Here is a 19,021-nt window from a genome sequence, read left to right as displayed (position 1 = left end):
GTGCGCTGATACTAGCCAGCGCGGCATGGCCACTTATCATGAAAATCACCAACTCACCGTGCGATTTTGCGTATTGAGCTTCCTGCCGCCGGGGCATAGGCTGTGCTCAGCGACCCACGTCGACCGGCCAGGGAACAACAATGAAAAACCTACCGCCCGCCCACCGCATCGCGCTGTTGTTCAACGGCAGCAAGGTCTATGACCGGGGCATCATCACCGGCATCGGCAATTACCTGAGCAGCACCCGTGCGTCCTGGGACCTGTTCCTGGAAGAGGACTTCCTGTGCCGGCTCAAGGGCATCGAGCGCTGGCAGGGCGACGGCATCATCGCCGACTTCGACGACCCGCTGATTGGTGAGGCGCTGGCCCACAGCAAGCTGCCCGTGGTGGCGGTGGGCGGTTCCTACCAGGACGAGGGCGCCTACCCCCGGCACATTCCCTACGTGGCCACCGACAATGCCGCGCTGATCAAGATGGCCTATGAGCACCTGATCGAGGCGGGGCTTACGCGTTTTGCCTGTTTCAGCCTGCCCCCGGCCCAGGCCAACCGCTGGGCCCAGGAGCGCGAAAAGGCCTTTCAACGGTTGATGCAGCGTGACGGCCTGCACGGCGCGGTATACCGCGGCCTGGGCACCAGCGCGCCGCTGTGGGACAGCGCCGTGGAGCAGTTGATTGCCTGGCTGCACAGCCTGCCCAAGCCCATCGGTATCATCGCCGTGAGTGATGCCCGCGCCCGGCAACTGCTGCAAGCGTGCCTCACCGCCGGCATCGCCGTACCTGGGCAGGTGGCGCTGATTGGCATTGATAACGACCCGCTGACCCGCACCCTGACCCGCGTGCCGTTGAGCTCCGTGATTCAGGGCACGGAAACCATGGGCCGCACCGCCGCGCACTTGCTGCATCAGATGCTGCACGGCATGCCGGCTACGGCGCAGCAGATCCTGGTGCCGCCGGACGCGGTGAACGTTCAGGCGTCCAGCCTGCACCAGCCGCTGGACAACCCCTACGTGATGCAGGCGTTGCACTTCATCCGCCAGTACGCCTGCCAGGGCATCAAGACCGCCCAGGTGGCGGGATACGTGGGGGTGTCGCGCTCATCCCTGGAGTCGCACTTTCGCAAGGTGCGGGGCTGCACGGTGCATGACGAGATCCTGCGCTTCAAACTGGCAGCGGCCGCCAGCCAATTGCAAGGCAGCGACGCGGCGATTGCCGCCGTCGCCGCCCGCTGCGGCTTTACCTCGGCGCAGTACCTGCACACGGTGTTTCGTCGTGAGTTGGGCTGCACGCCGCGCCAGTATCAACAGGGCGCGGGTGCAGTGGCGGCAACGCGTTAGCGCAAGGAAGGCCGGCGGGTGTACCAGCCGTAGAAGGCAATGGCGGCGTAGCACACCGCCGGTACGGCCAGGGAGAACGACAAGCTGCTGAAGTCGGCGACCAGGCCGGTCAGCGGTGGCACGATGGCGCCGCCGACGATGGCGCAGCAAATCAGCCCCGAGCCTTCGGCCGAACGTGGGCCCAGGCCTTCGCAGGCGAGGGCGAACAGGGTGGGGAACATCACCGAGTTGAACAGGCCCACCGCCAGGATCGCCCAGCCGGCCATGGCACCGTGGCTGTTGGCGGCCAGGGTGATCAGCAGTATCGAACAGCCTGCCGCGCAGGCCAGTACCTTGCCCGGTGCGAACTGGCGCAACAGCGCCGCACCAATGAAGCGGCCAACCATGGCGCCACCCCAGTAGTAGGCCACGTGCTTGCCGGCCAGTTCGGCGTTGTAGCCCAAGGTGCTGTCCTGCATCAGGAAGTTGGTCAGCAGGCTGCCGATCGCCACTTCCGCGCCCACGTAGAAGAACAGGCTGGCCGCGCCCAGGGCGAAGCGTGGGCGCTTGAGCAGGCTCAGCGCCGCCAGCGGGTTGCTCGGTGTGGCGTTGATGGTGGCGGGCAGCTGTTTGCGTTGCTGCCACACCACCAGGGCCACCACGATCAACGCCAGGGCGATGCCCATGTAGGTGTGGCTGATGACCTGGGCTTCCTGTGCCAGGAAAGCGGTCAGTGCCGACGGCGACAGGCTGGCCGGGTCCACGGCGTTCAGCGTGCCCAGGATCAGGATCGCGCCCAGGTACGGCGCCACGGTGGTGCCCAGGGAGTTGAAGGCGTGGGCGAAGGTCACGCGGCTATGGGCCGTGGCCGCCGGGCCCAGCAGGTTGATCAGCGGGTTGGCCACCACCTGCACGATGGTCACGCCAATCGCCAGCACGAACAGCGCACCCAGGAAGGCACCGAACAGCCCCACCAGGGTGGCCGGGATAAACAGCAGGCAACCGGCCGACATGGTCAGCAGGCCGATGACCGCTGCCTGCATGTAGCCCACGCGCGCCAGCAGCAGGCCGGCAGGTATCGAGGCAATCACGTAGGCGAGGAAGAACGACGATTGCACCAGCATGGCCTGGGCATAGGTCAGGCTGAACAGGCTCTTGAGTTTCGGGATCAGCACGTCATTGAGGCTGGTGATGCTGCCGAAAATGAAAAACAGGGAAAACACGAAAAAACTCAGTCGCTGAACCTTGCCGGAGGCAAGCGCGTTCAGTTCCGGGTTGGCAGTGGCAGTGCCGTGCATGGGGCTGCTCTCGGTATTAATTATGCTTGGAAGAAAGGACATACGCCGCAGCGAGCGTGCAGTGAACGATCAAGGGGGGATAAGTCATTGTTTCGGCGGGGGATAATACTATTGTGACGGTGAAACTCAACCGCCTTGTGGCACCCTTGGAGCGCGGCCAGCGGGTGACTCACTGGGGCGCAGGCTTGCCAGCGAGATTCGGGGGCCCGAAAAGCTCGCTGCTAAACCAGCGCCCACAAGGTTGATCGCTGCGCGACAGATCATCGGTCAGGCTTGATCTGCCGACAACGGCCCATGATCACCGTAACCAGTTGGTCTTGGCCAGGTTCACCAACTCCTTGGCCCGCCCGTCCAGCACTGCGCGCAGCATGAACAGCCCGAAGCCCTTGACGTTGGCCGCGGTGATCTCCGGCGGGATGATCAGTTCCTGGCGCTCGCTGACCACGTCCACCAGCACCGGGCCGTCGTGAGCGAAGGCCATGGCCAGCGCGCCCTCCAGGTCTTGTGGCTTCTCCACGCGAATGCCCTTGATGCCCATGCTTTGGGCGAAGGCGGCGAAGTCGGGGTTTTTCAGCTCGCAGCCCACGTCGGGGAAGCCGTTGGCCTTCATCTCCATTTCCACGAAGCCCAAGGTACCGTTGTTCAGCACAATCACCTTGACCGGCAGGTTGGCCTGGCTGAGGGTCAGGAAGTCGCCCATCATCATGCTGAAACCCCCGTCGCCGGACATCGACACCACTTGGCGCCCAGGGTAGGTGGCCTGGGCACCGATGGCCTGCAACATGGCATTGGCCATGGAGCCATGGTTGAACGAGCCCACCAGTCGGCGCTTGCCGTTCATTTTCAGGTAGCGCGCCGCCCAGGCGGTGGGCGTGCCCACGTCACAGGTGAAGATGGCGTCGTCGGCGGCCATTTCGCTGACCAGGCGGCTGACGTATTGCGGGTGAATGGTGCTGCTGCCCGGGCCGCTTTCGGCCAGGTTGTCCAGGTCGCGGCGGGCCTTGGCATAATCGGCCAGGGCCTGGTCCAGGTGGGTGTGGTCGGTGTGTTCGGCCAGGCGCGGCAAGAGCTGTTGCAGGGTGTGCTTCACGTCGCCAATCAGGCCCAGGCTCAGGGTGCAGCGGTTGCCCAGCGCCTCGGGTTGCAGGTCCACCTGGGCGATGCGCGTGTGGTCGGGAAAGAACTGGCGGTAAGGAAAGTTGCTGCCCAGTATCAGCAGGGTGTCGCATTCCTTCATGGCCTTGAAGCCCGATGCGAAGCCTATCAGCCCGGTCATGCCCACGTCGTAGGGGTTGTCGAATTCCAGGTGCTCCTTGCCGCGCAGGGCGTGCACGATCGGCGCCTTGAGCTGCCGGGCCAGGGCCACCACTTCGCTGTGGGCACCCGCGCAACCGGCTCCGCACAGCAACGTGATGCGCTTGCCGGTATCGAGGAATTCAGCCAGTTGGTCTATTTGTTGTGGCTGGGGCACTACCACTGCCGGTGCGGGCGCCAGCCAGGGGCTGACGTTGGCGTCCAGCGTTGCCAGCGCCACATCGCCGGGAATCACCACCACGGCCACGCCGCGACGGCTGACGGCCACGCGCATGGCACGCTCCAGTATCTGCGGCAACTGTTCGGGCCGCGATACCAGTTCCACGTAGTGGCTGCAATCTTTGAACAGCGATTCGGGGTGGGTGGCCTGAAAGTAATCGATGCCGATTTCGCTGCTGGGAATGTGCGCGGCGATGGCCAGCACCGGCACGCCGCTGCGGTGGCAGTCGAACAGGCCATTGATCAAGTGCAGGTTGCCCGGGCCGCAACTGCCGGCGCACACCGCCAGCTGGCCCGTCAGGTGCGCCTCGGCACCCGCCGCGAAGGCCCCGGACTCTTCGTTGCGCATGTGCACCCAGTCCAGCCCTCCCAGGCGCCGCAGCGAATCGGTGAAACCGTTGAGTGAGTCGCCAACCACGCCATAGACGCGTTTGACGCCGGCGTGCTTGAGGGTGTTGACCATGAAATCGGCAGCGGTGGGCATGGTGCGCTCCTGGAATCGAATGAAGTTCAGGCGTCTGAGTGCAGTAGCTATCAGGGCGTTCCGCAACGTTTCATTAAGAAAATATCAAGAAACGGGCGGCTGGCTGGCCTCGTCGCCCCGGCGCCGGTGCTCCCACTCGCGAACCGCTTCCATGAACAGCTTCAGCGCCAATGGCGGATGCCGGTTGGCCGGGTAGTAGAAGCACAGGCCGCCCAGGCGTGGGCTCCACTCCGGCAGCAGGTGCACCAGGTGTCCGGCTTGCACGGGCGCTTGGGTGTGGTAGTCGGGGATCCAGGCAATGCCGATCCCTGCCAGCGCGGCTTCCAGCATCAGCGTGGTGTTGCCCAGGGTCATCGGGCCGTGCACGTCCATGACCGCTGCTTCGCCATTGCGCTCCATGTTCCAGTGGTACAGGGCGCCGCTGGCAAAGCGGTAACGGATGCAGCGGTGCGCGTGCAGGTCGTGGGGGGCTTGCGGCGTGCCGTGGCGCGCCAGGTAGTCGGGGGAGGCCACGGCGGCAAAGCGGATGGGCGGGCCAAACGGTACGGCGATCATGTCCCGTGGCACGTCCTCGTGCACACGAATACCGGCGTCGAAACCATCGGCGACAATATCGACGAAGCGCGTATCCACAACAAATTCCACATGGATGTCGGGGTAGGCGGCGAGGAAGTCGGGCAGCACTTCGCGAATGATCGGCCGCGCGCCGGATTCAGCGGCGCTGATTCGCACCGAACCGGAGGGCCGAACGCTGGCGGACACCACCTCGGTGACGGCGCTGTCCAGGTCCGACAGCGCCGGCAGTATGCGCCGCAGCAACTGCTCGCCCACGGCGGTGAGGGCCACCGAGCGGGTGGTGCGGTTGAGCAGGCGCAGGCCCAGGCGTGCCTCCAGGTTGCGCATGGTATGGCTCAAGGCCGACGGCGAAACGCCCAGCCGACCGGCTGCGGCGCGGAAGCTCTTGAGCTCGGCGATGGCGGCAAACGCCGTGAGCTCGGGGAGACCGGCACGTTGCATAGTTGAAAATTCCTCACTACACCGTTCGGTGGGTGCGTAATTGTTGAATGTATAGCATCAAACTAAGCTGGGCTTAAGGCGTGGTCAACGGCTACGCACACTTCATCACCACCTTCAGAGGAAAACTCCATGAGCATCAACGTCACCGGCAAGGTCATTGTCATTACCGGCGCCAGCAGCGGCCTGGGCGATGCCACCGCCCGTCACCTGGCTGCACAGGGCGCCCGCGTGGTGCTGGGCGCGTGGCGCCTGGAGCGTATCGAAGCGGTGGCGGAGGCCATTCGCGCCGACGGCGGCGAGGCGCTGGCGCTGAAAACCGACGTCACCCGCGCCGACCAGGTCAAGGCGCTGGTCAGGTTGGCTGTGGATAGCTTCGGCCGGGTGGACGTGATGATCAACAACGCCGGGCTGATGCCGCATTCGCCACTCGTCCGCCCCACGCGCCAGGAGCTGTGAAGGTGCCGCTGGCAGACTTCCTCGTCAGTGCATCATCGCGGCCGCCGCTGGCGCCGCTACACTTGCCCCTTGAGCCGCGCGCTCAGGAGGCTGTCATGCACCTAGGTTCTCCCTGTTTCGCCGTGTTGGCTGCGGTCCTTGCGCTGGAAAGTGCAGGCGGCGCCTGCGCGGCCCAATTCACCGACGTCAACGCTGCTGCCAGCGGCATCAGCTTTACCTTCAACCAGATGGGGTCGAGGGTATATGGCACGTTCGGCACGTTTGTCGGCACCCTCGATTTCGATACCGCGCACCCCGAGTCGGCACATGCCGGCCTGACCATCGAGCTCAACAGCATCAACGCCGGCAGCGAAGACGCCAACAACGAACTGCAGAAGCCGGCCTGGTTCGACACCACGGCTTACCCACGGGCGAGCTTTGTCTCAACCCGCATCGAAGACCTGGGCAACAACCAATACCAGATCACTGGCGACCTGACCCTCAAGGGCCAGACGCGCCAAGTGGTGGTGCCCGTGCTGCTGAAGGCGGAGGGCGAGATTGGTATTTTCGATGGTGAGTTGATGATCAAGCGCAGTGATTTCGGCATCGGCAAGGGAGAGTGGTCCGACACCATGGTGTCCGATGACATCGCCATCCGCTTCCGCATGGTGGCGCCGCAGCGCTGAACCGCGTGTGCCCGAGTTGACCATGCTCCGCTCCGGATGGTGGCGTAATGCTATCTATTGGGTTATAAAGTCGCGCCTGTGTATCTGCCATGAGACACAGGCTTAACCCCCTGGAAGTTTTGTACGATGACCGGAGCTGTCATGAAATACCTGAATATCTCGGCCGTGATGTTGGCCTCGACCCTGCTGTTTGGTTGCGTGAACACCCGCTCGGTGGTGGATGTGCAAGCCCCCCAAGGCGCCGCTGTGGGCACGGGCCCGAAAGTCGCGATCACGGCGGTTGACGAGCGTTCGTTCGAGGCCAAGCCGCCGTCCGCCGACATCCCGTCCTTGAAGTATGACAAGGACATCAGCGACACCGCCATCACCCAGCGCGCCCTAGGCCGCAAGCGCAACAGCTATGGCATGGCCATGGGTGATGTGTTGCTGCCTGACGGCAAGACCGTTGCGCAACTGGTGGCTAACAGCATCGCCGAAGGCTACCGCAAGGCCGGCTACCAGGTGGTGGACCACGCCGATGCGGGCAGCGATACCCAGGCGGTGAAGGTACACGTTGTGGAGTTCTGGTCGTGGTTCTCGCCGGGCGCGTTCAGCGTGGCGGTCAACAACAAGGCGCACTTGACCCTGGATGCCCAAGGCGCGGCCAAGCCGGTGGAACTGGTGACGAAAAAGCGTGAGTCGATGCAGTTTGTCACCGAGGGGGACTGGAAAGTCATCACCGAGCAGGGCCTGCAAGCCATCACCGAAGCCACCACCCAAGAGTTGTGTGCCAGCACCCAGTGCCCGAAATAATCATCCCCCCTCTCTGTAGCAGTGGCGCAAGCCGCGTCACTGCCGCCACGCGGCAAGACGCAGCCTTCTGCTGCTACAGGCACCGCTATTTATCCCGACACCACCCACCGCGAAGTATCTGAACCACCACGGCGTCCTCTTCGCGGGCAGAGCCCGCTCCCACATGAAGACAGTTGCTGCTGCATCACCCCGATCCCACACAAGACAGTTGCTGCCATAGGTGAACGGTTGCACTTCGTCCACGGTTGCCTACGCTCATCACCACTGCGCAGTACTCACGAGCACAGGTGACTGACCCATGGACTTCAAGATGAGATGGATTTGCACGGCTTCGGTACTCACCGCTTCGCAATGCGTTCTTCCCGCCGTGCAGGCGGAGGATTCGGCGGAACTGGCGAAGAAGGCCCTCAACCCCGTCGCGGCTATGTACAGCCTGCCGGTGCAGTACAACTGGGACCAGAAGCTTGGGCCCACGAATGAGGGAATGCACAGCGTCACCAATATCCAGCCGGTGCTGCCGTTTTCATTGAACGATGACTGGAACCTGATCTCGCGAACCATCCTGCCGGTGATCGACCAACATGGCCTTGCCGACGGTGGGGCGGCCGATAAATCGGGCATTGGCGACATCACCCAGAGCTTTTTCTTTTCGCCGAAAAAACCACCGACAGCGGCTGGATCCTCGGCGTGGGCCCGGCGATCCTGATCCCCACCGCCAGCGACAAATTGCTCGGCAACGAGCAGTGGGGGCTGGGGCCGACGGCGGTGGCGTTGAAGCAGTCCAATGGCTGGACCCGCGGCATCCTCGCCAATCACATCTGGGGGCTGGAAGGCAGCCCGCGCGACGACAAGGACAAGGTCAACCAGACCTTCCTGCAGCCGTTCCTGTCGTATACCACCAGCACCCTGACCACCTATGGGGTGAACACCGAAGCCGACTACGACTGGAATTCCCACCAGTGGTCCCTGCCGATCAACTTCACCGTCACCCAGTTGCTCAAGCTCGGTGGGCAACCCCTGACGGTGCAGGTGGGCCCGCGCTACTGGCTCGACAGCCCCGACGACGGCGCCCAGGGCTGGGGCTTTCGGGCCGCCGTGACGCTGCTGTTTCCCCGTTAGGTTGACGGCCTACTCACGCGCAGAGCCCAAAAACCAGCGATAGTACGGGTTGCTGCCATCCCCGCGCGCCACGTCGCGCATGTCTTTGAACCAGGCCTCACGCTCGCCCTGATAGGCATGCAGGCTGGCCCGGTAGAACTGTTGCAGACGTTGCCGATGTTCACTGACCCGCGCGTTGAAGTCGTCGCTGCTGCCCACCAGCGGCAGCGGGCGCTGCAATGCCAGCAGGGCCGGCAGTGTGCGGGTCAGTTCGTCGGGGCTTACCCAGGGGGCGTATTCGATGCGCGGCCAGTCATCGGTGACTGCCTGCGCCTCGCCGGCAAAGGTGTTCAGGCCATTGCGGTCGGTCAGCCAGGTGGCCAGCAGTGCGGCCGGCGACGCAATGCCCACGGCTTGCAGGGCGTCGCGCACGCCGGGCTGGTTGAAGCGTTCGCTGATGCGCCCCACGTCCAGTTCGATGGGCGACAGAGAGCCGATCAACAGGGTTTCGTGCAGCTCACTGGTCCATAGCGTTGCGTAGGGAAACACGTCGAGGAAGCTGCGCACCAGCGCCCGGCTTTCCTCCAGGTTCTGCGTGGGCAACGGCAGCCACTGGGCCACCAGGCCCTGTTCATTGAGGCGCGAAGCGGCCAGTTGGTAGAAGTCGCGCGAGTACAGGTTCACCACACCGGCGGCCGAGGGCGGTGGCGGCTCAAGGGTGATCAGGTCGTACTGTTGGGCGTTGCCCAGCAGTTCCCGGCGGCCATCGCGCAGACGGATCTCCAGGCCTGGGTCGGTACCGGCATTGAAGTTGCCGGTGAACAGGTGCGCCGCTTGCACCACTGCGGGCAGCAGTTCGGCCACCACCCGGTGTTCCAGCCCCGGGTACTGCGACAGGGCGCCGGCGGTGATGCCGGTGCCCAGGCCGATCACCAGCGCCGAGCGTGGTTCGCCGTTATGGATCAGCAACGGCAGCAGGGCCTGCAAGCGCATGTAGCGCAGCGACGGCATGGCGTCACCGGTGTTCGATACCCCCTGAATATAAAGGCGGTTGAAGCGCCGGCCGCTCTGTCCCTGGGTGACCACGGCCACCGTGCCGCCGCGGCCTTCCTGGTAAAACACCAGGCTGCCTTGCTGGGCGCCGGGCAGCAGTTGCGCCAGCTTGTCGGCGGGCGTCACCGCCGCCAGCACCAGGGCGGCCAGTGCCAGGGTCACCACGCCACGCCAGTGCGCACGGCTGACGCCGGGGCGCTTCCACACGGCGGCCAGGCCGATCAGCCCGGCAGCCACGGCCAGCACCCCAAGGCTGTGCACCAGGCCCAGCCACGGCACCAGCACCAGGCCGCTGAGCAGTACGCCCACGATGCCACCCAGGGTATTGAACGCCAATACCGCGCCTACGCCGTGACCCACCCGGCCGGGCACCACGCACAAGCGCAACGCCAGTGGGAACGCCGCCCCCAGCAACAGCGTGGGCAGCAATACCACCCCCACCGCAGCCACCGCGAAGCGCGCCAGCATGACTTCGGTCATGCTGCCGCCCAAGGCGCGCACCAGGCCCTGGGCGTGGCCTTGCAACGCCACCAGCCAATGCCCCAGCAGGGCGATTTCCAGCAGCGCCAGCAGGCCGGCCGCGGCGATCAGCACGGCGAACAGGCCCCAGGGGTCGCGCACCCGCGCGGCCCGCCGGGCGATCAGGGCGCTGCCCAGTACCAGGCCGGCCAGGTAAGTGCTCAGCACCACGGCAAAGGCAAAGGTGCGGGTGCTCATGAACGGCACGATCGACTGGGTCCAGATCAATTCATAACCCAGCGCCACGCCGCCAGCCAAGGCATACAGCACCAGCGGCAGGCGAGGGCCGCGTGTGGTGCTGGGCGCTGCGGCTGCGGCCGGCTCGCGGCCCGGTGCGCGCACCAGCCCCAGCGCGAGCACCGCCGCCACCAGGTTCAGGGTGGCGGCTGCGGCGGCGCTGCCGCGCATGCCGAACGCGGGAATCAACACGAAAGCACTCACCAGGGTGCCGACGATGGCGCCGGCGGTATTGGCGGCGTATAGGCGGCCGCCGTAATGGGCGGTGTGTTCGGCGCTGGGCGTCAGGGCGTGAATCAGCACCGGCAGGGTACCGCCCATCAGGGTCGCCGGTATCAGTACCAGTGCGAAGGGCAGGGCCCAGGCCAGCAAGCCGACGTTCGCTTGCCAGGCCACGAACCAGGCGGCGGCCGGGGTCAGCAGCCAGGTGGTGGCTATGCCCAGCAAGGCCACCGCCAGCTCCAGCAGCGCATACAACAGCACCGGCCGCAGTTGGCGGTCGGCGAAGCGGCCAAACACATAACTGCCCAGGCCCAGCCCGGCGAAAAAGGCGCTGATACCCGTGGTGATCGCATACACCTCCACGCCCACCACCAGGGATAATTGCTTGATCCACAGCACCTGGTAAATCAGCGCGGCGCAGCCAGACAACAGCAACACCAGGGTGGCGCTGTGAATGCTGTTGAGCGGTACGGCAGTGGCGTGGGGGCGAGCGATAGAGTCGGTTTTCAATGGCGCTTCCTTGTCATCAACAATCGGGCGTCACAGCGGCAACGATAGCGACTAATGCTAGCGCAAAATTTATCGACTACGCTGCGATCTGTGTCCGTCCCCGTGACGTCAAGGAGTCACCCAAATGCGTAGCTCACTGCTCGCTCGCCTGTTGCTCGTGGCCACCCTGGCCTGGCCGTTTCTGGCCTGGAGCGCCGACGTCGCAGAGCCGGTGGATGCGCCGGGCGAACTGAAGGTGGCGAACCGCGTGGTCATGGTCTTTCGTGGCACGTTGCTGGGCGAAGCGCCAGCCACTCGGGCCAAACGCGCCCAGGCGGTAATCAGCGAAGCGTTGGACGAGACGGATGAGCTGGCCGTGACCATCGACCCCATTCAGGACAGTTACCTGGTGCTGCTGGGTGCGCGACGTGCGTTCATCGTATCGCCCAAAGACCTTGACGGTGTGGAGTATGCGTCGGTGCAGCAGGCCGCCGAAGACGCTGCGGCGCGCCTGCGCCAGGTGGTGGATGAAACCGGTGAGGCGCGCAGCGTTAAGGTGATGGTGCACGCCCTGGGCGTCGCCGCTCTGGCCACCCTGGTGTACGTGGCCGCGCTGTGGGCCATGACGCGCGTGCGGCGTTGGCTGCTGGCGCGTTTGCCGGCAGTGATGCACCGCCATACCCAGGCGCTGAAGGTGGGGCGTGTGCAACTGGTGGACGCCAACTTTCTGTACCCCTTGGTCACCCGCGTGTTCGCCCTGTTGCGCTGGGGTATCGTGCTGCTGCTGACCTATGAATGGCTCGGCTTCGTGCTGTCCCGTTTTCCCTACACCCGGCCTTGGGGCGAAAGCCTGAACAAGTACCTGTTCGAGCTTGCCGACTACCTGTTGCAAGGCATGGTGGGGGCGGTGCCGGGCCTGGGCGTGGCGCTGGCGATCTTTTTCATCGCCCGCGGTGTCACGGCCTTCAGCCGTCGGGTGCTGCGGCGCATGTCCACGCCCGGCACCTTCAACTGGCTCAACCATGAAACCCTCAAACCCACCCAGCGCCTGACCTCCCTGGCCATCTGGCTGTTCGCCCTGGCCATGGCCTACCCGTACCTGCCGGGGGCAGGTACCGATGCCTTCAAGGGCCTGTCGGTGCTGATTGGCCTGATGATTTCCCTGGGCGCTACCAGCGTGGTGGGCCAGGCTGCGGCCGGGCTGATCCTGACCTACACGCGCACCCTGCGCCCTGGCGAGTTCGTGCGCATTGGCGAATACGAGGGCACCGTGACCGAGCTGGGCATGTTCACCACGCGTATCCGCACCGGGCTGGGGGAAGTGCTGACACTGCCTAACTCGATGATCACCGGCACGGTGACGAAAAACTATTCGCGGGCGGTGAAGGGCCCCGGCTACGTGGTCGACACCGTGGTCACCATCGGCTACGACACGCCCTGGCGCCAGGTGGAAGGCATGTTGCTGGAAGCGGCCCGGCGCACCCCCGGCGTGCTCGAGGACCCACCGGCGCAGGTGTTCCAGACTGCCCTGTCGGACTTCTACCCCGAGTACCGCCTGGTGGCCCAGGCCATCCCCAGCGAGCCGCGGCCACGCGCCGTGCTGCTGAGCATGTTGCACGCCAACATTCAGGATGTATTCAACGAATACGGCGTGCAGATCATGTCGCCGCATTACCTGGGCGATCCCGAGGCGCAGAAGTGGGTACCGCCGGAGCAATGGTTCACCGCCCCGGCGCAGGCCCCGAAAGACGTCGCCCCCCCTCAATAGAAGGCCGCCCCATGGTTGAGTTTGTGCTTCATGCCCTGCGCACCGACCCCGAAATCGCCGTGTTCCTGGCCATTGCACTGGGCGTGTTCATCGGCCGCATACGCCTGGGCAGCTTTCACCTGGGCTCGGTGGCGGGGGCCCTGCTCATGGGGCTGGTGATTGGCCAGATCGGACTGGAGGTGCCGACGGGGCTCAAGTCGGTGTTTTTCGTGATGTTTATCTATGCGGTGGGGTTCAAGAGCGGCCCGGAGTTTTTTGGCAGCCTTAACCGCGGCACGCTGAAACTGGTGGTGCTCAGTGTGGTGCTGTGCGCCACGGCGCTGGGCTCGATCCTGCTGATGAACGCGCTGTTCCATTTCGACGCAGGCTTCACCGCCGGGCTGGGCGCTGGCGCGCTGACCGACACGGCAATCATGGGCACCGCCACCAGCGCCATCAACCAGTTGGCCGTGGATGCCGCAGCCAAGGCGCAACTCAACAGCCACATGGCGATCGCCTACGCCATCACCTACCTGTTCGGCACCATCGGCCTCATCGTGTTTGTCGGCAGCGTGGCGCCCAAGTTGCTGGGCGTGGACCTGAAGGCCTCGGCCCGGGAGCTGGAACTGGAACTGGGCATTGCCAAGGAAGAAGACGCCTTCACGGTGCCCTATACCCGCATCGTGGTTCGGGCCCATCAGGTGGCAGCCCATGGCCAGGCCGACGGCTTGCGCATCGCTGACTTCGAGGCGCGCCACCCGTCGCTGACGGTGGAGCGCGTGGTGCGTGCCGGGCAGGTCATCGACCGAGACGAGGGGTTGACCCTGCTGGCCGGTGACGTGGTGGGGGTGTACGCCCTGCGCGAGGCGGTGGGCACGTTGACCCAGTGGCTAGGGGCGGAAATCGATCACTCCCAGGCCTTGTCGTTCGCCACCCGCCAGGCCGACATCGTGCTGACGGCGCCAGCGCTGGCCGGCAAGACCCTGGACCAGGTCAAGGCCAGCGTGCAGGGGCAGCAGCGCCTGGGTTGTTTTATCAACGCCATCACTCGCCAGGGCTATGAACTGCCGCTGTTGCCGCACACCGTGTTGCGCCGTGGCGACGTGATCACCCTGACCGGGCGTACTGCCAGCATCGAGGCCCTGGCACACCGGCTGGGGCGCATCCGCGAGCACAGCTACAAAAGCGACATCGCCGTGCACACCCTGGGCATGGTGCTGGGTTCGTTGCTGGGTTTGCTGTCCACCCACATCGGCATGATCCCCGTGGAACTGGGTATTGGCGGCGGCGTGCTGGTCGCCGCCCTGGTGATTGGCTGGTACAACTCTCGCCACCCGGAGATCGGCACCTTGCCGCCGGCCGCGCAATGGGCGTTCTCCGAGTTCGGGCTCACCGCCTTCGGCGCCGTGGTGGGCCTGCTGGCCGGCCCGGCGGCCTTTGCCGCCATGAAAGAGCAAGGCCTGCAATTGCTGGTGTCCGGGGCGGTGGTCACCGTGCTGCCGTCATTGGTGGCGCTGTACGTGGGGCGCTACGTGCTGCGCCTGCACCCGATGATCCTGTTCGGTGCCTTGGCCGGCGCACAGACCGAGGCCGCATCGATGAACAAGATCATCGAACAGTCGGGCAGCAATACCCCGGTGATCGGCTTTACCGTGTGCTACGCGATTTCCAACGTGCTGCTGGCCGTGTGCGGCCCGGTGATTATCTTTGTGGTGGCGGGGTAGGCCATCCCACGCAGGGGCGAGACCTTTTTGGTAACTTTTTGCTGGGTCGGCACACCGCTCAGCCATGTGTCCGGTCTATGCCGGGTGCCGGCCTGATGTTGGGCAAACAGGGAGTCCGGTGGGTTGCGCACCTGTGTAGTCGCAGCCGGTCAGAATCCGCTTTCGCGCATCAGCACCGCCAGCAAATGGGTGGCGCCGTCGGCCAGCAGGCTGCGCTGTTCGCCTTCGATCTTCAAATGGCCGCGGGTTTCGCGCCAGGAAGGCAAGGGTTCGTCGAGCTGGATGCGCACCTGAAACAGTGCCGCGCCCGGCACCAGGGGGTGCTCGGCCGAGGGTGCCGGCACGGGGCCGCCGTAGTGCGAGGAGAGCATGCGGTGGGACAGCTGGCCGGCACGGGTGCTGCTGATCTGCAGCACATGGCCGGTCACGGCGCTGGCCTGGCCGTCGGGGTAGAAACGCACGGCGGCCCCGGCGGTAATGAGGTGCACCCGGTCCTGGGCCACGTAGGCGTCCACTTGCCAGCTGCGCGGGTCTATGAGGGGGCTGGCGCGCCACTGCTCCAGGGTGCTGGACAACTGGTCGACGTTGTCGGCGCTGACGGTGCGGTTGCCAAGGGTGAACTGGCCCGCCGCGCCGTGGGAAATCACCTGGATCGAATCGACCTTGCCCAGTTGTGCCAAGGCGGCGGAAATCACCGCCAAACCGTCTTCGCTGGTGTTCACCACGATGGCCTTGACGTCGCTGGGCAGCTGCGCCAACAGCTGGTCGCGGTTTTCCACGCGGCTGTCGATCACCAGCAGGGCGCGGGTGGCCGAGGGGGCAGGGCTGTGGTCAGTGGCGGCCTTGGCGGGGTCGGTGGTGGTGGCATGGGCCGCATCCGTTGTAGGGGCGTCGACATGATGCTGATCAGTGGCCGCCGTGGCCGCCGCGCCGTCGAACAGAATGCGCGGTTCCAGCGCCAGCGCCTGGCGGTGCGGGCGCAGGTGAGCGGTGGTCGACAAGCGGCCGGTAATGGACATGGTGGCTCCGTCACGACACGTTCAACAGTCGGCTGTGTGTCTGAAAAATTACATATCTAATGTAGAAGCTTTCAAGGAAGTTGCCAGTGATCGCAGGCATCCCGACATCGCAGAGTGGCCGGCAGTGCTAACGGCAGCAGGGCGCGATAGTGCTTATGAAGAAAGCGTCTAGTGGCGGCACGACAAAAAGCTAGTTCGACGGCTAAACCCTTCTACGACCCGCTGGAATATGCTTGGCAATACCAGCATTGGTTCGTTGAAGATGAGGGATGATGATGAAATGCCATCTTTGTTATTCATGGCTGTTAGTCGCCGGCCTGACAGTAACCGCGCAGGCGCAGGAAGACAGCGATGCGCCCGTGCTCAACCCGCAGGTCATCAACAAAGTGATCGACATGGGCACTTACTTGCGCAGTTTGCCAGCGTTCGAAGTACAGGCCCTGGTGACCCGCGACACGGTGCTGGACACCGGGCAAAAGATACAGATTCAAGTACTCGCGCGCCTGCTGGTGGACAGCAAGAAAAGGCTCTACGCCAAGGCTGACGGCGATACCCGCAGCCTTGAATATTATTACAACGGCAAACAGCTCACTCAGTATTCACCGCGCCTGCAGTACTACACCACGGTGGCGGCGCCCAATAACCTGGCCGACACCCTGCATGAGGTGGAACACTATTATGACATTCAGGTGCCGATGGAAGACTTGTTCCTGTTCGGCAGCGACCAGGCACAAATCGATGCGCTGAAAAGTGCGGTCTATGTGGGGCCCTCGAACATCAATGGCCAACGCTGTGATCATCTGGCTTTTCGCCAGGAAAATACCGACTGGCAGTTATGGATCACCCGCAGTGACAAACCGCTGCCGTGCAAGCTGGTGATTACCACCACCGATGACCCCAGCTTTCCGGAATCCAGTGCCACCTATCGCTGGAACCTGCACCCGGTCATCACCCCAAGCATGTTCACCTTTGTACCGCGCAAGGGCGATGTCGCCATTGCGTTGAAAAAAACCAACGAAGGGGCGCAATGATTATGGCCAGGACAGTCGCGCAGATCTCATTGCTTACCGTGCTTAGCGCAACCATGATGGTATTGATACCCGCAGGCCCCGCCGAAGCCTGGTCCCATGCCCGCGGTAACGCCCGGGCGTCCATCAACCGTGCGCCACCGGCCCACGCGCAACGCGCCAGTCATATGGGCGGTGGAGGTTTCGGTGGCCAGGGCGGGGGGGCTCACTTCAATGGCGGTAACCGCGTGAACGCCCCTCACGGCAGCAACAGTAACAACCGCATGGGCAATCACGCGTCCTTCAACAACAGCCACAACACCGTCAACGTCGACAATCACCGCGATGTGCACCTGGACAGCGACGATCATGGCCACGGTCATGATGACCACCACGACAGTCATCACAACGACCACCACGATGATCATTATGACGACCACCACGATCACTACGACTACGACCACTACTACCACCCGGTTGCCACCGCCGCCGCCGTCACGGCAACCGCCGTGGTGACCGCCGCAGTAGTCGGGGCCATTGTGCGGCCGGCGCAATTGCCCAGTAACTGCGTGCAGATCGTGCGCAGTAACATCGCCTACCTGCAATGCGGATCGGCGTGGTACCAGCCACAGTACCAAGGCAGCGAGATCACTTACATCGTGGTCAACGCGCCCTAGGGCTACCACCCAAGAAGCTGCCGTCAGGCTGCGAAGGCGCGCACAGCGTGCCTGCGATCGACATGACACCGATGAAGGTCCTGCGGACCTTATCGCAGCCTGGCGGCAGCGGCGGTGGTTAGCGGTTTACGGCAACGCCTGTTTGGTCTCGTTGCCAGCGTCGCTCAGCCAGCACGAGAACCTGGCTACCGTCCTCGATCAATCGATAGGCTGCGTCGCACACGCTGTTCAGGTCTTGGGTGTCGGCATCCGCCAATCGCATGCACGTCATGCTGTTGAGCAACTCTTTCCCAGTGTTTATGCGCCTCAAGGCGCACGCGATCAGGTCTGGCAGCGAAGCACCAGCATCTAGGTGAAGAACAGGGTCGGCAGGGTCCAACTGAATAAAGTCAGTCATGGTGAATCTCTTTGCAGGATGGATGTTGATCCACCACCCATCGTCGCCAAACGATAGGGTGGCAGCTGTACGCGGGTTGGCGAACCGGTCCATCCCAACCCCGGCAGATCCGAAGATCTCCCGCGCACAGCTGCCATAGCAATACGCCACGGCCCGGTGGGCGTGGTGCAGTCTAGGCGCGCAAGCGCTGGGTGGATGAGGGTCGCCAAACCCTGTCGCCATGTGGGCAACGGCGCGAAGGGTAGCGTTGGGAGGGGGGCTGTGCAAGTCCTGTGTGTCATCATGCTGTACTGTTCATGCCTGAGCGAATGTATTGTCTGAAACGTTGCGGCGCGCGCCTCACGAGCAAGTCTTGGAATGGTTGTCGCGACAGCCGCGCGCTGCCGTTTTACTACCACGGTGACGAAAGCTGAATTGCTGTACGGTGCTACTGCCTTGCCGGATGGGCAACGCAAGCTTTCCCTCTTGGCAGCCATCTCGGGAATCTTCAATGAGGATTTTGCTGGTCGAGTGATGTGTTTTGATGGTGATGCGGCAGACGCTTATGCGCAGATTTGTGCCAATCGAAAGGCTCAGGGCAAACCTATCAGCCAATTTGACGCAATGACCGCTGCGATCGCCAAGTCTCGTGGTGCAAGTCTTGCCACGCGCAATGTGAAAGACTTCGTCGGTTGCGGTATTGAGGTCATTGATCCCTGGGGTATTTAAGCGTTTTCGTCACACCCGTCCAACGCCGTGTTCTGTCGCCAGAGCATGGCGGTCGCTTAGATGGCTGGGGGACCGGGCGGAGCTCGGGACGGGGTTATAGCGGTCATAGTCCCGTTCGAGTCCTTGGCCCTCAAAGCCCATACAACTCGCGATACTCATCCCAGCTCATGCCCGCCATCTCGGCCACTTCCTTGTGCACTTCGATACGCTGTGCCTGAAATTCCTCAGGCGTGGCCGCTGTCAGTTGCAAGGTTAGCTCCCAGGCAAATAACCCCAGGTTCTCGGCCTCCAACTCGAACGCCTCGTGCAGGCGCTCGGCGCGGTATTGGGCGGCGGTCATGCCGGCCGCCTGGGCCAGCAGCGGGTTGAGGTGGTCCAGTTGCTGGCGTACCTCGTCGTGTTCGGCGAGGAAGCGTTCCAGGGCGGCGGGGTGGCGCTGTTCGGGGTCGATCATCTTTTACCTGTCGCTGGGCTGTGGTGGCTTTAGTCTATCAGTGTCGTTACGGGCCAGCGCAGCCTGGCGGCAGCGGGAATCGCGTATTGCTGGTTTTTTTTGCATATTAGGT

15 protein-coding genes and 2 pseudogenes are annotated in these 19,021 nt (G+C 64.0%); 10 read left to right on the top strand and 7 right to left on the bottom strand.

What is annotated here, in order from left to right; genetic code table 11:
* The first annotated feature begins 140 nt into the window (after nt 1-140).
* Complete coding sequence (locus PMM47T1_RS22790) at nt 141-1,334, top strand: XylR family transcriptional regulator (protein ID WP_008373498.1); 1,194 nt, start codon at nt 141-143, stop codon at nt 1,332-1,334.
* Here the strand turns inward: PMM47T1_RS22790 and PMM47T1_RS22785 are convergent.
* The 3 genes from PMM47T1_RS22785 to PMM47T1_RS22775 all read right to left on the bottom strand — a co-directional run bounded on the left by PMM47T1_RS22785 (nt 1,331) and on the right by PMM47T1_RS22775 (nt 5,645).
* On the bottom strand, nt 1,331-2,611 hold the full coding sequence (locus tag PMM47T1_RS22785) for a sugar MFS transporter (RefSeq protein ID WP_008373497.1): 1,281 nt from the start codon (nt 2,609-2,611) through the stop codon (nt 1,331-1,333). The two genes, PMM47T1_RS22790 and PMM47T1_RS22785, sit on opposite strands and share 4 nt — an antisense overlap.
* A gap of 298 nt (nt 2,612-2,909) precedes the next feature.
* Nucleotides 2,910-4,628 (bottom strand): ubiquinone-dependent pyruvate dehydrogenase, encoded by a 1,719-nt coding sequence (poxB, locus tag PMM47T1_RS22780; protein ID WP_008373496.1) that lies wholly within the window; start codon nt 4,626-4,628, stop codon nt 2,910-2,912.
* Nucleotides 4,629-4,712: 84 nt separating this feature from the next.
* Complete coding sequence (locus PMM47T1_RS22775; protein WP_008373493.1) at nt 4,713-5,645, bottom strand: LysR family transcriptional regulator; 933 nt, start codon at nt 5,643-5,645, stop codon at nt 4,713-4,715.
* A 129-nt stretch (nt 5,646-5,774) separates the two neighbouring features.
* On the opposite strand from PMM47T1_RS22775, the pseudogene PMM47T1_RS22770 reads away from it, so the two are divergent.
* From PMM47T1_RS22770 to PMM47T1_RS22755, 4 genes and pseudogenes are all read left to right on the top strand, one after another.
* A pseudogene (locus PMM47T1_RS22770) lies at nt 5,775-6,080 on the top strand (SDR family oxidoreductase); the annotation flags it as partial.
* A 116-nt stretch (nt 6,081-6,196) separates the two neighbouring features.
* Nucleotides 6,197-6,766 (top strand): YceI family protein, encoded by a 570-nt coding sequence (locus PMM47T1_RS22765; RefSeq protein WP_008373489.1) that lies wholly within the window; start codon nt 6,197-6,199, stop codon nt 6,764-6,766.
* 141 nt (nt 6,767-6,907) lie between these two features.
* Nucleotides 6,908-7,558, top strand: coding sequence for a hypothetical protein (locus PMM47T1_RS22760; RefSeq protein WP_008373487.1), 651 nt, complete (start codon nt 6,908-6,910; stop codon nt 7,556-7,558).
* Nucleotides 7,559-7,868: 310 nt separating this feature from the next.
* Nucleotides 7,869-8,677 (top strand): annotated as a pseudogene (locus PMM47T1_RS22755) (transporter).
* A gap of 9 nt (nt 8,678-8,686) precedes the next feature.
* Here PMM47T1_RS22755 and PMM47T1_RS22750 read toward each other — a convergent pair.
* The gene (locus PMM47T1_RS22750; RefSeq protein ID WP_008373485.1) at nt 8,687-11,197 is read right to left on the bottom strand and encodes a fused MFS/spermidine synthase; all 2,511 of its coding nucleotides are present in this window, start codon (nt 11,195-11,197) and stop codon (nt 8,687-8,689) included.
* Between the two features lie 124 nt (nt 11,198-11,321).
* Between PMM47T1_RS22750 and PMM47T1_RS22745 the strand changes: the two genes are divergently transcribed.
* A complete protein-coding gene (locus tag PMM47T1_RS22745) occupies nt 11,322-12,944 on the top strand; it encodes a mechanosensitive ion channel family protein (RefSeq protein WP_008373483.1) in 1,623 nt (540 codons plus the stop codon).
* Nucleotides 12,945-12,955: 11 nt separating this feature from the next.
* Nucleotides 12,956-14,647, top strand: coding sequence for an aspartate-alanine antiporter (aspT, locus tag PMM47T1_RS22740; RefSeq protein ID WP_008373481.1), 1,692 nt, complete (start codon nt 12,956-12,958; stop codon nt 14,645-14,647).
* A 149-nt stretch (nt 14,648-14,796) separates the two neighbouring features.
* Here aspT and PMM47T1_RS22735 read toward each other — a convergent pair whose 3' ends face one another.
* The gene (locus PMM47T1_RS22735) at nt 14,797-15,666 is read right to left on the bottom strand and encodes a DUF4347 domain-containing protein (protein WP_008373479.1); all 870 of its coding nucleotides are present in this window, start codon (nt 15,664-15,666) and stop codon (nt 14,797-14,799) included.
* A 275-nt stretch (nt 15,667-15,941) separates the two neighbouring features.
* Between PMM47T1_RS22735 and PMM47T1_RS22730 the strand changes: the two genes are divergently transcribed.
* A complete protein-coding gene (locus tag PMM47T1_RS22730) occupies nt 15,942-16,697 on the top strand; it encodes a DUF2092 domain-containing protein (protein WP_238536649.1) in 756 nt (251 codons plus the stop codon).
* A gap of 53 nt (nt 16,698-16,750) precedes the next feature.
* Entirely contained in the window at nt 16,751-17,350 is a 600-nt protein-coding gene (locus PMM47T1_RS29950) for a hypothetical protein (protein ID WP_157213070.1), read from the top strand.
* Between the two features lie 118 nt (nt 17,351-17,468).
* Here the strand turns inward: PMM47T1_RS29950 and PMM47T1_RS22720 are convergent, their stop codons facing one another.
* Entirely contained in the window at nt 17,469-17,747 is a 279-nt protein-coding gene (locus tag PMM47T1_RS22720; RefSeq protein ID WP_008373472.1) for a hypothetical protein, read from the bottom strand.
* A 357-nt stretch (nt 17,748-18,104) separates the two neighbouring features.
* Between PMM47T1_RS22720 and PMM47T1_RS22715 the strand changes: the two genes are divergently transcribed.
* The gene (locus PMM47T1_RS22715) at nt 18,105-18,455 is read left to right on the top strand and encodes a type II toxin-antitoxin system VapC family toxin (protein WP_008373470.1); all 351 of its coding nucleotides are present in this window, start codon (nt 18,105-18,107) and stop codon (nt 18,453-18,455) included.
* 130 nt (nt 18,456-18,585) lie between these two features.
* Here the strand turns inward: PMM47T1_RS22715 and PMM47T1_RS22710 are convergent, their stop codons facing one another.
* Nucleotides 18,586-18,909: a DUF6388 family protein gene (locus PMM47T1_RS22710; RefSeq protein WP_008373469.1), complete on the bottom strand. Its 324-nt coding sequence runs from the start codon at nt 18,907-18,909 to the stop codon at nt 18,586-18,588.
* Nucleotides 18,910-19,021 lie beyond the last annotated feature (112 nt).

The organism is Pseudomonas sp. M47T1 (assembly GCF_000263855.1).
In the GTDB taxonomy this organism is placed as follows: Bacteria; Pseudomonadota; Gammaproteobacteria; order Pseudomonadales; family Pseudomonadaceae; genus Aquipseudomonas.
The sequence above is the reverse complement of the archived record's forward strand: the minus strand, read 5'-3'. Positions and strand labels throughout refer to the sequence as shown.